Origin of the sequence: Mesorhizobium sp. B2-3-15, from assembly GCF_006442875.1 — a bacterium.
Classification (GTDB): domain Bacteria; phylum Pseudomonadota; class Alphaproteobacteria; order Rhizobiales; family Rhizobiaceae; genus Mesorhizobium; species Mesorhizobium australicum.
Map to the genome: position 1 here is coordinate 532611 of NZ_VFVO01000002.1, position 15530 is coordinate 548140.

Annotated in this window: 12 protein-coding genes; 4 read left to right on the top strand and 8 right to left on the bottom strand. The window is 61.3% G+C overall.

What is annotated here, in order from left to right:
* The first annotated feature begins 56 nt into the window (after positions 1–56).
* Positions 57–749 (top strand): class I SAM-dependent methyltransferase, encoded by a 693-nt coding sequence (locus FJ954_RS06495; protein WP_140660810.1) that lies wholly within the window; start codon positions 57–59, stop codon positions 747–749.
* Between the two features lie 54 nt (positions 750–803).
* Here the strand turns inward: FJ954_RS06495 and FJ954_RS06500 are convergent, their stop codons facing one another.
* The 7 genes from FJ954_RS06500 to FJ954_RS06525 all read right to left on the bottom strand — a co-directional run bounded on the left by FJ954_RS06500 (position 804) and on the right by FJ954_RS06525 (position 12303).
* Positions 804–1070, bottom strand: coding sequence for an acyl carrier protein (locus FJ954_RS06500; RefSeq protein ID WP_023771446.1), 267 nt, complete (start codon positions 1068–1070; stop codon positions 804–806).
* A 61-nt stretch (positions 1071–1131) separates the two neighbouring features.
* Positions 1132–2685 (bottom strand): AMP-binding protein, encoded by a 1554-nt coding sequence (locus FJ954_RS06505; protein WP_181177763.1) that lies wholly within the window; start codon positions 2683–2685, stop codon positions 1132–1134.
* Complete coding sequence (asnB, locus tag FJ954_RS06510; protein ID WP_140660811.1) at positions 2682–4703, bottom strand: asparagine synthase (glutamine-hydrolyzing); 2022 nt, start codon at positions 4701–4703, stop codon at positions 2682–2684. The genes FJ954_RS06505 and asnB overlap by 4 nt, the downstream gene beginning before the upstream one ends.
* Before the next feature lie 3 nt (positions 4704–4706).
* Complete coding sequence (gene nadE, locus FJ954_RS06515) at positions 4707–5690, bottom strand: NAD(+) synthase (RefSeq protein ID WP_015316402.1); 984 nt, start codon at positions 5688–5690, stop codon at positions 4707–4709.
* Positions 5687–8416, bottom strand: coding sequence for an AMP-binding protein (locus tag FJ954_RS06520; RefSeq protein ID WP_140660812.1), 2730 nt, complete (start codon positions 8414–8416; stop codon positions 5687–5689). The genes nadE and FJ954_RS06520 overlap by 4 nt, the downstream gene beginning before the upstream one ends.
* Positions 8417–8761: 345 nt before the next feature.
* On the bottom strand, positions 8762–8905 hold the full coding sequence (locus FJ954_RS31470) for a hypothetical protein (RefSeq protein ID WP_167331116.1): 144 nt from the start codon (positions 8903–8905) through the stop codon (positions 8762–8764).
* A 245-nt stretch (positions 8906–9150) separates the two neighbouring features.
* The gene (locus tag FJ954_RS06525; RefSeq protein ID WP_140660903.1) at positions 9151–12303 is read right to left on the bottom strand and encodes a GAF domain-containing protein; all 3153 of its coding nucleotides are present in this window, start codon (positions 12301–12303) and stop codon (positions 9151–9153) included.
* Between the two features lie 398 nt (positions 12304–12701).
* Between FJ954_RS06525 and FJ954_RS06530 the strand changes: the two genes are divergently transcribed.
* Together FJ954_RS06530 and FJ954_RS06535 are read left to right on the top strand one after the other, a co-directional pair.
* Entirely contained in the window at positions 12702–12944 is a 243-nt protein-coding gene (locus tag FJ954_RS06530; RefSeq protein WP_015316406.1) for a hypothetical protein, read from the top strand.
* Positions 12945–13052: 108 nt separating this feature from the next.
* The gene (locus FJ954_RS06535) at positions 13053–13337 is read left to right on the top strand and encodes a hypothetical protein (protein WP_140660813.1); all 285 of its coding nucleotides are present in this window, start codon (positions 13053–13055) and stop codon (positions 13335–13337) included.
* Between the two features lie 16 nt (positions 13338–13353).
* Here the strand turns inward: FJ954_RS06535 and xth are convergent, their stop codons facing one another.
* Positions 13354–14139, bottom strand: coding sequence for an exodeoxyribonuclease III (xth, locus tag FJ954_RS06540; RefSeq protein ID WP_140660814.1), 786 nt, complete (start codon positions 14137–14139; stop codon positions 13354–13356).
* A 334-nt stretch (positions 14140–14473) separates the two neighbouring features.
* Here xth and FJ954_RS06545 point away from each other — a divergent pair, with 334 nt between their 5' ends.
* Positions 14474–15400: an NAD(P)/FAD-dependent oxidoreductase gene (locus FJ954_RS06545; RefSeq protein WP_140660815.1), complete on the top strand. Its 927-nt coding sequence runs from the start codon at positions 14474–14476 to the stop codon at positions 15398–15400.
* Positions 15401–15530: the final 130 nt, after the last annotated feature.

Here is a 15530-nt window from a genome sequence, read left to right on the forward strand (position 1 = left end):
TCGCTGCCGGCGTCGCCGGTAGCGGCAATATCTTCGATGTCGTTGCGAGAACGGTCGTGAGCGAAGAGATCAGCGTCGCCGGCGCTTACAACAAAGGCAGCATCATCTTCATGGGAATGAAGATCCTGGTTGCGCCCGGTGCACTGGTGCCGCGGCCGGAAACAGAGCTGCTCGGCTCCGTTGCCGTAGATGTCCTGCGCGCAATGGACCTGCCGGCGCCGCGTGTCGTCGACATGTGCTGTGGCGCCGGCAACCTGGCCTGCGCGATCGCTAGCCATATCCAATCCGCCCGAGTTTGGGCCTGCGATCTTACCGACGGCTGTATCGACGCGGCGCGGCGAAATGTCGTTCATCATGGCTTGACTGACCGGATTTCAGTGCATCAGGGTGATTTGTTCGAAGGCGTGTCCGGACTGGAGCTCAACGGCACGCTTGATGCCATCGTCTGCAATCCGCCCTACATTTCGGAGAAGCGGCTCGAGGGTGATCGCCGCCATCTGGTCGTGCTTGAGCCGCGAGAGGCATTCGCGGCCGGTCCTTATGGGCTCAGCATTCATATGCGGGTCGTCAAGGACGCGCTGCGCTACCTCCGACCAGGCGGCGTCCTGCTGTTCGAGGTGGGGCTTGGTCAGGACCGCCAGGTCATAAGTCTTCTGGAGCGCAGCAAGGGCTACGAGCAGATACGCACCTTCGCCAACCATGCCGGTGAAGTGCGGGTGGTCCTGGCAGGGGCCAGGCGGCAGGCATGACCGCGTTCGGCCGGTATCGGGCCGACCGTCCAGATCATTGCTTCTTGCGCCAGATCATTTCTTCTTGCGAACGATGAACCGCGCGATTCCTTGAATCGAATCGAGGTTTTCCGGCAGGAGTTCACTGTCTTCCACTGTGATGCCGAAAGTCTCTTCGATGAACCCGATCACCTCGAGCACTCCGGTCGAGTCGACGATCCCCTGATCGAGCAATGATGCGGTGAGGGATAGCGCCTTGACGTCCGCGATGTAGAAATTCGAGGCCAGGAAGCTGCGGATCTGGTTGATATGAATGTCGTCGCTTTCCGCGGCCGATATCATGGAATCCATCTAATCCATCCTCCGTTGCAAAGGCGACTTGCGATCGCGCTTCTGAAACAATCTACGACAGGGCCGCTTTCTTGAGTTTTCCGGTATCGGTCATCGGCAGGCTGGGCACGATGACGATGGTCTTTGGCACCATGAAACTCTCCAGCCGTTTCCGGCACTCCATCAGGAGCTGCCTTTCGCCGACAATTCTTCCCTGCTCGATGACGACGAATGCTTTGACCGCTTGCCCGAGGAGGTCGTCGGGAACACCGATGACCGCGGCTTCCTTCACCCCAGGGACGTCCATCAGCACGCTTTCCACCTCTTTGGGAGCGACCTTTTCGCCTCGTGATTTTATGATCTCGTCACCACGGCCGACGAAGTACAAATAGCCTTCAGCGTCCATCCGGCAGTAGTCGCCCGTGTAGAGGACCTGCTCGCCCGGCAGCGGCCCCGGCTTCAGCTTCCTTGCAGTTGCCTCGGGCTTGCCCCAATAGCCTTTCATCACCGTTGCGCCGCGGACTACAAGTTGGCCAACGACGCCCGGACCGACCCGCCTGCCACCCTCGTCGACGATCCACACTTCTGTGTTGGGAATGGCAATGCCTACGCTGAGGGGCTTTCGCCCGAGATCGTCGGGCGGCAGATAGCTGCAGCGTTTGCATTCGGTGAGGCCGTACATAGAATAGATGCGTGCGCCCGAAAACAGCTCCCTGAGCATGGCAATCTGCTTGAGCGGCAGGGCGGCCGCGGTATTGGTGACATAGCGGATGCTCGCGAAATCGTTGCTCTTCAGCGATCTGAGTTCCGCAAGGGCCGCGAAGATCGTGGGCACGCCCGGAAAACCTGTGATCTGCTCGTCCTTGATGACCTGAAGGATCTGCGCCGGAAAGGCGAAGGAGCGCTCGAGGACGAGCCGTGCGCCGGTGCGAAAGGCCATGATCATCTGATAGAGCCCGTAGTCGAAGGCGAGGGGCAGAACGTTGAGGATCACCTCATCCTCACGCAGCTCCAGATAGGAGGCGATCGATGCGCACGCGGCAGTCATGTTGCCGTGCGTCAACATGACCCCCTTGGGTTCGCCGGTGGATCCGGAGGTGTAGACGATGGCGGCGAGATCGATGTCGATCGATTTGCGCGGCGGCGCAACAGAAGGTCCTTCGATGATCGTGTCCCAACGCACGGCGTGCGGCAATCGGTTGAACTCGGCCTCGTCGACCGGCCCAGAGACAATCACCGCCCGCAGCGAGTGACAGTCGCGCGACGGCTGGGAGAATATCGAGTGCAGATGGCTGTCCGTGATCAGCGCCGCTGGCAGGCAATCGTTGAGCAGGTAATGAAGCTTCTCGCTTTTCGTAAGCGGGTTGACGATGCAGACCACGGCGTTCGCCTTGAGCACCGCCCAGAAGCTGACGACGGTTTCGACCGTATTGTCGGCGAAGATCATGACGCGGTCGCCGCGCTCGACGCCGGCCGCGGCCAGGAAATGCGCGATCCTGTCGGAGCGCTCATCGATCTCCGCGTAGGTGACGCGTTGCTTGCCGGCCACCAACGCGACCTTGCCGCCAAGCCGGCCGGCGGAATGGATGAGGTAGTCCTGCAGGAGTGGTACGGCGCCGTGGATCATGCCAGGACCCTTTCCCGCTGTTCGTGATCAACGTCGATCCTGAGCTCGGCTTTGTCCGCTCCGCGTGGGCGGCTCGCGATGAACTGCTGATGCAGAAGCTGGGTCGACAACACGCCGACCAGTGCCATGTTGTCGGAGTTGGAGAGATCGCCGTCGCCGGCCTTGGACCGGCACTTTCCAAGCAGGAAAGCCACCGATTTCGGATCGAAGACATTTGCCGCGCGCAATGCCGTGTCCGACAGTGCTTCGCGAATGTAATCTGGTGCATCATGACCAACGAAACTAAGCGCGTTTGGCGCCCTGTAGGGCTGCTTCGTGCGGGCAACGACTTGCGGTGGCACGATCGGCTGCGCCACTCGCTTGAGCACGTGCTTTTCGTCGAGGACGCGCAGCTTGTAAGCATCCGGAAGCGAATTCGCGAGCGCCACGACATCGTCGTCGAGATAGGGGAAGCGCCCCTCGACCGAGTGTGCCATCAGCATCCTGTCGCCCTGCGAGGAGAGCAGGTAGCCCGACATCAGCGTTCGGATTTCGAGATACTGGTCCTGGGCAAGGAAGCTCCATCGCGAAAATTCGGCGGGGAGAGGGGCGAGCAGTTCGGAGACCGCATTGCGGTGCTGCGAGGCGCCGCGCATGTCGGGGCAGAATAGGCGCTTGATGGCGCTTGTGGTGCGCCAGCGCGTGTCATGTGCAAAGCCGGGCCTGTCGCAGGCATGAAGATCGCGCCCGAAGAACTGTCGCGCCATGGCCTGTTGGTGCACCGGTGAGCGCGACAGATAGGGGTAGAGACGCTCGAGCAGTCGCGCACGCCGGCTCGAAGCAGGTTGACGCCCCCAGAAGCGGCGAACCTTGCCTTCGCGGAAAAGGTCGTAGCCGGCGAACATCTCGTCGGCGCCTTCCCCTGTCAGCACAACCTTGATGCCGCGCTCGCGGACCAACTTGGACAGAAGGAAGAGCGGTGCCGGGGCCGTCCTCAGGATTGGCCGCTCGGTATGGTAGACGACCTCGGGAAAAACCGCTGCAATGTCGCGGCGGGAAATCACCACCTCGTGGTGCTCGCTCGCGGTCGCGGCGGCAACCAGGCGCTGGAAATAGGTCTCGTCGTATTCCTCGTCGGCAAAACGCAAGGAGAATGTCTGGAAGCGCTCCCCCGCGAAACGTCTCCCAAGCGCCGCGACAAGTGAGCTGTCGAGCCCACCGGACAAATAGCAGCCCACCGGCACGTCGGCCTGCACCATCCGCAGCGCCGTCGCGGCTTCGAGCGCACCGCGGATCGCCTCGACGGCATCATCGCACGAGCCGGTGAACCATTCAGGCTCGGAACCGGAAATTCGCGGATAATGCGGCTCCCAGAAAGCCGTCTCCCGGGCCACGCCACCCTCATAGAGCCGGATATGTCCAGGCTGCAATTCCTTGACGCCTTCGAAGACGCTCTGCGGTGGGATCACCGTCCAGAATGTGAATGTCTGATCGATTCCTGCCGGATCAAAGGCGCGAGGAACGGCCATTTCCGCAGCGAAAATGGCTTTGACTTCGCTTGCAAAGAAGACGCGGCCGCCGTGCTCGCAATAATACAGCGGGCAGATGCCGTAGCGGTCACGCGACAGGATCAGGCGGCCGGCAGCAGAGTCCCATATCGCGACTGCCCATTGACCATTCATCCGCCCAAAGGCGGCCTGGCCCCAGGCCTGGTAAGCATGGAGCACGACTTCCGTGTCGCTATGCGTGCGGAAGCGGTGACCAAGCGCGATCAACTTGTCGCGCAATTCGACGTAGTTGAAGATTTCACCGTTGAAGACGATCCATGTCAGGCCGCTCACGTCGGCGAGTGGCTGCTGGCCGTGCAGCAGGTCGACCACGGACAGGCGGGCATGCGCCAAACCCGCGCGTCGGTCGCGATACAGCCCCCGCTCGTCGGGTCCGCGGTGTGCGAGCGCGCCCACCATACGCAACAGCGCTTCCCGCGAAGGAGGTGGGGCAGTGGCGCTCAGCGCGACAATTCCGGCGATCCCGCACATCCGTCAGTCCACCGTCATTGGCACCGAAGGCAAAGGCTGGGCGTGCAGATAGCGCGCCGCTCGACGCTTGGCTTCGATATCCTTGAAGACCTTCTGGACCTCGTCTGGTGACAACCCGGCAACATCAGCGACTTCATCGGCGCAGATGCCATGGTTCACGCCGTAGAGGCATAGGTCCGTCTGATGATAGGGCAGGGCGAAGTAGAACTCCTCCTGGCTCTGCGCCATGGAGAAGGTGTCGGTCGTCGGCGGCCTGCGCCGGATCTCCCCGTCCACACCGAGATATTCCGCCAGTTGATAGACCTGCGTCTTGTAGAGGTGGACGATCGGCATCAGGTCAGCGATTCCGTCGCCTTGCTTGACGAAAAAACCCTGATCATATTCGAGCCGGTTAGGCGTGCCCGCCACCGCATAGCCGAGACGGTCCGCGTGATAGTACTCAGTCATCTTGCGAATGCGCTGCTTGTAATTGGTCGCGGCCACTATCTGCAGATAGGCCGCTCCTGACAGGCGCACGGTATCGATCTTCCCCTGGGGATCCTGAACGGTGAGACGGGTGATATTGAGGCCTTTGCTCTCCAGCACCGAGGTCAGCACCAGCTTGCATTTCCACCCTTCGCCGTAGTCCGGAACAACGGTGCGAATGGCCTCTATCTGCCGGCTATAGGCACCGATGGCGTCGAGCGCCGGCGCAATGTCCTCGGCGATGGTGTCGATGCCCAGCTGACCGGCGATAACGCGCCCCAGCCTCAGCGAGTCCCCGGACGAGTCACGCTCCGGCATGAAGATCCCGAGCACCCTGTCCTTGCCGAAGGCAGCCACGCACAACGACGCGACCACCGAACTGTCGATGCCGCCTGAGAGCCCGACCACCACTCCGCGCCGGCGGAGCGTGACCAATACCTGCTCGCGCACGGATGCTACGATGCGGTCGACCTCCGCGGCCGCATCCAGTGCCAGAACATCCTTGCCGAACCGCGAAGTCACGCGAAGCTGCCTTTCATGGTTGAAGACTCGGCCGGCGAATAAGTGCGAGCGACCGCCTCCTCGATCAGCGGACGATTGACGCCGATGTGAGGCTCGACGACCAGATCAATGTGGTTGCCGGCAATCGGGATGACCTGCAGGTCCGCGAACACCCGATCCCATCCGATGGCAAGAGGCATTCCCGGTCGCGCGCAACGGAACAGCGTTCCGGTGATCGGGAGCACCGTTCTTGGCTGCTCCAACCAACGGAAGAAGGCCTGCGCACGCAAGACTTCCTGCAACTCCAGCTTGATGCGGAAGCTGGTTGCGTTGAATTGTCCTCGGGAAAAGTGGTCGATGGCTTGGGCAAGACGAGCTTCCTGGCCGACCTTGACCGTGAGCTTCGCCAAAACACGGCAAGCCATTCGATAGGGTGACATGCGGTTGGACCGGACCCGACGCAAGGTGCGGGTGATTGTCTCCCACGGACGGCTCCGCTCGCCAGCCAGGCTGGTGTCGAGGATACCGACAAACTTGACGGACCTTCCCTCCTTCAGCAGGCGCACGGCAACTTCGAATGCGACGGCTCCGCCGAGCGAGTGGCCGAGAAGCCTTACATGGCCCGACGGCTGGATGCGGCTGATCTGTTCAAGCGCGGCGTCCACCATGGCGGCAAGATCGTTCTGGCCGCTGAGAATGGTCGCGAGGCTGGGATATCTTATCGGACGGACCGTTGCGACTTTGCCCATGGCTGAGGCGAAGGCTGCAAGACTAGGCCCATAGCCCACGGAGCCGGGAAACAGAAAGAGAAAAGGCCGATCATGCTCCAGCACATGATCGGGCGCATTGCCGGCTTGTGCGGACGCGACCGCGCTGACCATCGCCTCGGCGCTCATCCCGACGGTAAATGCCTCAAGATCCAGTTCCTGGCCGATTTCGTTCTCGATCTCCATGACGCAGTGGAGCAGCTTCAGCGAGTCCCCTCCCGCTTCATCCCATCGCCCGACGGCTGCCCGCGTGTTGAGGACCCTGGTCCAGGCATTCTGCACTGCTTGATGGGCCTTGAGGTTGCTGCCTGAAATTGGTGGATCGGCAACTTGGGTAGGCTTCTTGGCCAGAAGATCCATTTTCCCGAGTTTCGCCACATCTATTTTTCCGCCCGCCAGGCGCGGAATGTCCTCTACCCTGTGGAGCCGCAGCGGGCGCAGTGGCGGCGGCAGCGTCTTTGCAAGCAGCTGGCGAAGGTCGTCGGCGAAGGCCGGACCGGCGGAATTCCTGGGGATCGCGAAAGCGACCAGTTCGTTGGCCTCGGTCACGATCGTCACCGCATCCTCGACTGACGAGGCGGAGCGCAGGATTCTTTCGACTTCGGCCGGCTCGATGCGCCGACCGTTGATCTTTATCTGCCGCCCCTTGCGGCCGACGATCCTCAGCAGGCCCCGATTGTCCAATTGGACGAGATCGCCGGTCGCGAATATCCGTTGACGTGGATCATCGGGGTCCGCCTCGGCGGGGATGACGGTGCCGTTTTCCCAGTGGCCGAGCAAGACGTAGGGGCTCTTGATGACGAGTTCCCCGCTTCCGCCCCGCGGTACGCTGTCACCGTCCTCGTTGACGATCGCAAAAGCTATTCCTGGCAAGAGCCGGCCGACCGGTACGGACGTTTGGTTCTTTGGTTGAACGCGAGGCAGAAACCATTGTGACCCGGTCGTCTCGGTTGACGAGTAGCCGATCTGTACGAGGCAATGAGCAGGAATCGCCTTTCGCAAAAGGGCAATGTCGGTCCAAAGCACTTTCTCGCCGCCGACGCGGACCACCCTGAGCGATCCGAACGCATCGGCGGGGGCATTGGCCATGAGGGCGCGAAGCAGCGCGGGCACGAGGTAAGTAAGCGTCGCGCCAACCTGCTGCATTCGCTCGCGAACCGCACGCAGACCGATCGCTTCCACGTCGACCATATGCAAAGTGGCGCCGCACAGGACCGAAGTCAGGATTTCTCGACAGCCGGCTATGGTGGCCGGCCCGGTCAAGGGGAGGAAGACATCGTCGGAATTGATGTGACACGCATCGGCATATTGGTGCACCCGCCAGAGCAGGCTGCGCTGGCTGTTGACTATGCCCTTTGGAGATCCGGTGCTGCCAGACGTGTAAAGAACCATCGCCGGTGCATCGACGGATACGGCAGGCAATTGCGTCGATGACAGCGGCGCCGTCGACGCGGGGCTGGCAGTCACATCGATCCAGCGGATGTCCTCGGGTAAACCCGCATGCCGGTGTCCAACGCCAAGAATGGCGCGGAGCCGCGCGACGCCGACAATCTCGTTGACACGGGCGATTGGGTCCCGGGCGTTGAGGGGAACCGAAATCCTTCCCGCCGCCATGCTCGCCAGGACAGCAACGATGTACCAGACGGAGTTTGGTTGATAAATTCCGATCGGCTGCCCCTCGGGAACGACGGCAGCGATCCGGCGGGACAGGACTTCGACGGCAGTTGCAAGCTCGAAGTACGACAGTTGATTCACGCCGTCATGCACAGCGGCTTTTCCGGAAAATTGGGCCGCGACTTTCTTGAGCTGATCGGCAATCCCGACATCCGCAAATGCCGGCCCCAACTTCTGATGAAGGCGCAGCGCCGGGCCACCTTGATCCAGGGCGTAGGCCGCGACGTCTATCCATCTGCGGGAGGGCCGAGAATCCTGGTGATGGTCCTGATCCGCTGCTGGTGCATTCAAATACGCCGGGAGCATGGCTTGCCTGGGTTTACGGTTGATACCCGGTTATGAGCTTGCAAGAGGGGGAATTCATCGATCATTCTGATGATGAACAAGGCAAGGAAAGAGATTAGGCGTCGGGTTTCCTTGCCACGGGCGCAGCGTTGGAACCGATCCGCTGTTGATCTGTTGTTTACCCAGCGTGGAGATGTCCCCTCAACTCCTAGCCGATCGCCCGCTGCACTCCCCCGAGGCAGTGGGCTTTCTTTTTCAATTGGAAATCGCGGGCTCTCGCGAACAAGCCTGTCAGGCGGGATGAGCCGCTGCTGTAAATAGGCTTTTCAGGATTTAGCGTCTTCCCGAGAGACCTGGAGGCTTCCGTCAGGTGCTGTCCTTGTATGACTTCGCCGCCTCATCGATCTTGCGCCAATCGTTGCCGTGGCGACGTACCAGCTCCCTTGCCTGAGCGGGCGACAGGTCATGCGTTTCGACGACATGCCGGACCTCCGCGTCCTCGCCCTTCAAGGGACGTGTACGACGCCTCTTGGTCGGTTGATCCCCCATTTCTCCATCTCGCCTTGACACGATCGTTTCCTCCGGTGTCGCAAACAAGCTGCGAGCAGGGAAAAGGTTTCACTGTTGGGTGCACGAAGCCCCAATAGCCTCTGCGGTACGGCAGTTGTCTTGGAGAAGGTGCCATTCCGCCAAGCGCGGTGTCCTGTAAAGCAACCGAAGCGGAGAGGGATTGGTGTGCCTCGGGCAGTGACCATTCACTTGCGATCCAGCACCTTACGGATCTTCTCTGCCAATTCGTCAATCGTGTAGGGCTTGGTCAAAAGCTCCGTTCCAAAATCAAGTGTGCCGTTGTGGACAATCGCGTTTCGTGTGTAGCCGGTGGTGTAGAGCACTTTTAGCGACGGTTGCATGCTCTTGACCTGATCCACCAGTTCCCGGCCGGACATCTCCGGCATGACGACGTCAGTGAACAGAAGCGACGGCACTTGCCCGCTTGCGACGGCCGCCAGCGCGTCCCGCGGCCCTTGCATTTCCAACACGGAATAGCCCAGTTCCCGCAGCGCCTCCGCAGCCATCAGCCGGACGCGATCTTCATCCTCGACAACCATGATGATCTCGTCCTCACTGCCGGGGTGCTCGCCCGCCACGGACTCGGCCGGGCTGTCGACCACGTCGCCGTGCGAGCGCGGCAGATAGATTTTCAAAGTGGTTCCGATACCCTGCTCGGAATAGATCTTGACGCTGCCGCCGGACTGGCGAACAAATCCATAAACCTGGCTGAGCCCCAGCCCGGTGCCTTTGCCAACCCCCTTTGTGGTGAAGAACGGATCGAAGGCTCTGGCCAACACGTCAGCAGTCATGCCGGTTCCGGTGTCCGTGACAGCTATCATCACATACTGGCCGGAGGGTATTGCGTTTTCTCTCGCATACCGGTCGTCGACATGGGCATTGGATGTCTCGATGGTCAGCCTTCCACCAGCGGGCATGGCATCCCGCGCGTTGACGCAAAGGTTGAGCAACGCGCTTTCCAGCTGCCCTGCGTCGACTTCCACATGCCAAAGTCCCGCGGCGAGCACGGTCTCGATTTGGATTGTCTCCCCAAGCGTCCGGCTCAGCAATTCACTCATATCCGAGACGAGGCGATTTGGATTCAGGCGCTTGGGCGCCAGAGGTTGCTGGCGAGAGAAGGCAAGCAGCCGCTTGGTAAGTTCCGCAGCACGTTGGGCTCCATCGATCGCGCCGGTCACGAACTGGTGGACGTTGGTATCGCCGTTTCTGAGCTTGCGCTGCACAAGGTTCAGTCCGCCGATAATGACAGCCAGCATATTGTTGAAGTCGTGCGCGATGCCACCGGTAAGCTGTCCGACAGCTTCCATCTTCTGGGCCTGCCGCAGGTGCTCTTCTGCTTTGGTGCGTTCGGCGACTTCGTCCATGACACGTTGTTCAAGGGTGCCATTGAGCGTCTGCAGCGCCTTGAACAGTCGAGAATTGTCGATTGCCGTCGCGGCATGGCCCGCAAGCCCCAGCAAGGCCTTCTCTTGCTGTTCGGCGAAGACGCCGATCTCTGCATGACCAAAGAAGAGGCCGCCCAGCACCTCTCCCGAACGCGAGACGACCGGTACCGCAAGATAGGAACGCACTGGCAGATGGCCCTCCGGCATTCCCTTGCGGGGCCAGTTCTTGCCGTAGCGGGGGTCGGCGAGGATGTCGTCGGAGCGCACCACGCTTGTCCCGCGGAAAGTGGGGTCGAACACCGCCGTGTTGCGAGGCATTGGAAAATTTTCGAACGCGGAGCGAGGTGCGCCCGACAGGGCGTAGAGCATGTAGCTGTCGCCCTTGTCGTCGATCACATTGTAGAAGAAAGCTCCGAATTGTGCGCCCGACAGCGCTACGCCGGCATCAGTTACCGTTTGAACAATCCGCTCCACGTCGAGCTCGGCCGCTACCGCGGCAGCGGTGACGTTCATCATCTGAAGCTGATGCTCCACCCGCTTTCGCGCGGTGATATCCATGACGGTACCAATGAAGCGGACCGCGCGCCCTGACTGGAAAAGCGACTCGCCCGCTGCCGCAATCCAGCGTTCCTTGCCGTCGTGCAAGCCGACCGTCCGATATTCGATGTCGTAGCGGGAAGACGTGCCCGGCGCGAGCGCCTGGCGTACGGCCTCGTCGGCGCGGGCCCGATCTTCTGGGTGAATACCCGCCAGGAACGCGCTTTCATATGTTACCTCCGCGTCTGGCGGGAGGCCGAAAAGGGCTTTGCACCGGTCATCCCACCGCAGCGCCTTGGTGACGGGATCGTAGTCCCAGGTCCCGATAGCGGCTGCGTCCGTGGCGAGCCGGAGGCGCTCCTCACTGGCCCGGGCCGCCTGTTCCGAGCGAACGCGCTCGATGTGAGCCCAGGACCGCTCCGTCACCTCCGTCAGCAAGGACAGTTCGCGCTGTGACCAGACGCGGGGCTGCTTGTCGTGAATGGCCATCAGGGCGGTCAGCCGGCCCTGTTTTACCAAGGGCATGCAGATGGTTGCCGTTATGCCGATGTCCTGAAAGGTCTTTGCCTCCTCGGGTGCAATTTCCTCGAGGTTGTTGTTGATGATGAGCGGCCGATTGGCGCTGAGATTGGTGACCGCCAGGCGACCAAAATCGGTAAGACTGTAATACCCTCTGATGCTGGGCGAGCCGGGTGCGCTCCAGTCGCCACGGATGGTGAAATGGTCCTGATCCTGCTCCATGTCGGCGTAGGCGCAAATCGAGACGGCAAGATGTTCGCCCAACAGACGAGTGGTGATCGCCATGACGGCGTCGGCGTCGGCCGCGAGGGCAATCTCCCTTCCAAGACGGTCGAGAAAAGCCAGGCGTTCGGCGTTCTCACGCAGCGCTCGCTCAGCGCGAAGCCGCTCGATGGCGGTACGCGTCCGGTCCGCCACTTCCGAAATAAGGGCAACCTCCTCCTTGGCCCAGCGTCTGGGCGCGGAGTGGTTCAGGTATAGCAGCGCCACCAAACCGCCATGCTCGGTAACCGGCATGTTGATGACGGATTGGGCGCTGATGGCTTTGAGAGCCTCTGCATGATCCCTTGTTCGCGGGTCTGTCTCGGCATTTTCGAAGACAACGGTGTCGCCCCGCTTCAAGTCCTCGATATACGAGCCGTAGTTCCTGAAATTCAGGGTCCCAGCCAGGCTTTTGATGCCTGGCGCGTTCCAATCCCTCTCGATCGTGATGGTTTCTTTCTCAAGATCGATCGTGCCGTATCCGGCTCGGCTGACATCGAAATGTCTCCCTACCAGTTCCGCGGCAGCGTGGGCCAGTTCGGCAGGATCAGTAATCTCGCGAATCCGGTCGCCCAGCGCCGCCAACAGCTCGAAGCGCTGCAGTTCAGATTGACGATCGCCTGAAGTGACCCCCATATCGCCCCCGTTTCGCCCGGACTGGATAATGCAGTTGACGGCCAAGAGTTCCATTGCGGCCCGCACGCTTCTTTGACGGGCAGGCCGGCGGTTCGCGCGAACACCTTGAGTGACACACGACGAGACGCGGCTTGAACGGCAAGAAACATCTACGATGTCCCTTTGGTCGCCTTGAACTTTAGAACACTCGCGGCTCCAACGGTCGTGCGGCTTCCATTGGGCGTGGCGCTAGCCGCGTCGCTATACGCAATTGGATCTTTTGTGCGCGAACTTGCCTCGGTCCATCATAGGTTAGCGACACGTCGTGCGCTGTGCCGCATAAGCGAGAGGTCAGCGGGCATGTAACGGGCTCCGCTGCTTGGGAGACCATCGCACTCTCGCTCGTTTGGAGACGCTTGATGCTTGACCGACCCATTCGCACGGATACCCTCTACCCGAATGACCTGGACACGCTTCGCGCGGTCTTCGACGCGATGTGCCAGGAGTTTGCCATTTTGCCGGACACCGCGGCGGCTCACTCCATCGCGAGAGAGCTGATCAGGCTGTTCCAGACCGGGATCACGGAATCGGCCATGCTGATGATTGCCGTGCGCGCGCGTTGGCAGGACGACTGGCAAACGGAAGCCAGCAACGCTGCCTGACCTCCGGTGCAGGCACGCACAATCGGTGCATCCTTTTCGAAACGGTGGCGTTGACCGTCACCCTGCTAGCAATGGCCGATCCGTTATCACCACCGACAGGAGGGATCGATGCCGAAATTTCGCTTCGAGTTTATCGAAGGCATGTCCCAGCCTGCAATCTTCGCCGACATGGCTGATCGGGATGAGGCCATCAAAGAGGCGAAGCGCGCAGCCAAGGAGGCCATGCTTGACGGAATTATCGATGGCGCGGACCCGACCAGCTGGGTGACGAAAGTCTACGACGAGGCGGGTTATCTCGTCGTCACACTTGGATTCCAGGATCTGGTCGCCGCCCCCGAGGATTCGCAACGACTAAGAGAGGCGGACGAACCTGGCGTCATGCGGTCTGGCTGAAGCCCGATGTCTCGGTTCACCGGGGCCAGTCGAGTTCGATCCAGGCTGGCGCGTGATCGCTTGGCTTGTCCCATCCCCGTACCGTCTCATCCACGCCCGCTCCGCCCAGCCTGTTCGTGAGCGAGGGGCTCACGAGAAGATGGTCCATGCGAAGGCCGGAACTGCGGTCGTAACCGCCCCGATAGGAAAAATTCCAGTAGGTATAGACGCCTCTCTCGGGACGGATCAGCCTGACGGCGTCGGTCCAGCCATCGGCAAGCAGGTCGGCGTAAGCCTGTCGGCTCTCCGGGAAGTAGACGGCGTCGCCCAGCCATCGTGCCGGAACCGCGGCGTCGATCGGCGCCGGCACCACGTTGTAGTCGCCGCAAAGCAGGCTGGCGGGCGCGTCCTTGATCAGGAGCCGTCCGTAGTCGATCAGCCGCTCGAACCAGCGGAGCTTATAGTCGAACTTCGGACCAGGCGCCGGGTTGCCGTTGGGCAGGTATAGGCAACCAACGACGAGACCGTCGATCTCCGCCTCGATGTAACGGCTATGCGTGTCATCGGCGTCACCGGGCAACCCGCGCCGACGCTCATGCGGCTGCTTGCCCCGAGCGAGAATGGCTACGCCGTTGTACGACTTCTGTCCGTGCCATATCGCCCCGTAGCCGGCGTTGCTGATGGCATCGGCAGGAAACTTTTCGTCCGATGTTTTCAATTCCTGGAGACAGATGATGTCGTGGTGCGTCTCACCCAGCCATTTGAGCAGAACCGGCAATCGACCGTTGACGCCGTTTACGTTAAAGGTAGCGACCCGGATCATCTGAAGCCTTGAGGCATCCATTCATAAAACGGCGCTCCCCGTTTGAGCGAGTTCGGCAGCGCCCTTTGTCGGCGGCCTCAGCTCTTCACTCATATCATTCATGGCCTGCGAGCCGCCCGACGTCGTTTGAGGACGAGGTCAACGGTTGTGTTTCGCAGGTGCTCACCTTGTCCGTCAGGATTAACCCCGAAGCGGTAAGAAGGTTTCGACGCCGAGCAGGACCGGTGTGACAACGAGATCGAAGCTCTCTGGCTGCGGCTGAAGCCGGCCGGGCTTATGCGGTCTCTCCGCGTGTCGTGCTGGAACATCGAACGAACCAGATAGTTCGCCGCTGATGGAGCAAACCTGCGGTGAAAGCCATGCCGGTCACCCGCTCGCCGACGCTGAAGATGTGCTGATCGTCGGAGGCGGGCCAGCGGGACTGACCGCGGCCCAATATCTCGCCCGTTTTCGCCATCGCGTGCTGGTGGTCGATGCCGGCCAGCCCCGTGCCGCTCTGATCCCGAAGAGCCATAATTGTCCGGGCTTTCCCGAAGGGATAAGTGGCCCCGACCTTCTCGATCGGCTTGGCCGCCACGCGAGCTTGTACGGAGCAACCTTGATGCGGGGGCAGGTGTTTTCGCTGGCCGCTGGCGAGGGAGGCTTTGATGCTGAGACCTCGATCGGCGCAATCCGCGCGCGTAAGGTTTTCCTGTCGACCGGGATTGTCGACACGACACCCGAATTGCCCCGCTTGGCGGAGGCAATCGCGGCCGGTGTCGTTCGGCTTTGTCCGGTGTGCGACGGATATGAGGTGATCGACCGGAAGATAGCGGTCGTGGGGCAGGGTGACAGAGCCTTGCACGAGGCCATTTTCCTCAGCCGATTCACACCACACGTAACGATGCTGGGGACCCACGCATCGGACTTTTCAACCAGCACGCGTCGCGCGGCGGGCGAAAGAGGGATAGTCATCCGTCACACTCTCGACAGGCTCAGCCCGGCTGCTGACGGTTGTGCGGCGATTTTGCAGGATGGAGCGACCTGGCGCTTCGATGCAGTCTACGCGGCCTTGGGATGCAAGGTGCGCTCGCACCTCGCCCTGGCCGTCGGCGCGAGATGTTGCGCGGAGGGCTACGTCACGGTCGATGAGCACCAGCAGACTTCCGTCGCCGGCATGTACGCCATCGGCGACGTTGTGAAAGCGCTGAATCAGATTGCGGTCGCGTTTGGACAAGCTGCCATCGCCGCGTCCCATGCCCATAGAGAGCTTACCGCCTAGGCCGTTTGAGCCGGCTACAAAGCGTCGTCTTTGTCCAGCGGAACAAGCCGCCACTCCGAAGGTTTGGGCAGGCAGGGCACCGGGCAGGGCAGTTGCTGGCAGGCATGGGCATGGCGTTCGACAGGGATGG

What these genes read in the sequence shown, in the direction of transcription:
- FJ954_RS06500 (WP_023771446.1), bottom strand. Translation starts at nt 1,070, where the DNA reads ATGATATCGGCCGCGGAAAGCGACGACATTCATATCAACCAGATCCGC.
- FJ954_RS06505 (WP_181177763.1), bottom strand. Translation starts at nt 2,685, where the DNA reads ATGATCCACGGCGCCGTACCACTCCTGCAGGACTACCTCATCCATTCC.
- asnB (WP_140660811.1), bottom strand. Translation starts at nt 4,703, where the DNA reads ATGTGCGGGATCGCCGGAATTGTCGCGCTGAGCGCCACTGCCCCACCT.
- FJ954_RS06520 (WP_140660812.1), bottom strand. Translation starts at nt 8,416, where the DNA reads ATGCTCCCGGCGTATTTGAATGCACCAGCAGCGGATCAGGACCATCAC.
- FJ954_RS06525 (WP_140660903.1), bottom strand. Translation starts at nt 12,303, where the DNA reads ATGGGGGTCACTTCAGGCGATCGTCAATCTGAACTGCAGCGCTTCGAG.
- FJ954_RS06530 (WP_015316406.1), top strand. Translation starts at nt 12,702, where the DNA reads ATGCTTGACCGACCCATTCGCACGGATACCCTCTACCCGAATGACCTG.
- FJ954_RS06535 (WP_140660813.1), top strand. Translation starts at nt 13,053, where the DNA reads ATGCCGAAATTTCGCTTCGAGTTTATCGAAGGCATGTCCCAGCCTGCA.
- xth (WP_140660814.1), bottom strand. Translation starts at nt 14,139, where the DNA reads ATGATCCGGGTCGCTACCTTTAACGTAAACGGCGTCAACGGTCGATTG.
- FJ954_RS06545 (WP_140660815.1), top strand. Translation starts at nt 14,474, where the DNA reads ATGGAGCAAACCTGCGGTGAAAGCCATGCCGGTCACCCGCTCGCCGAC.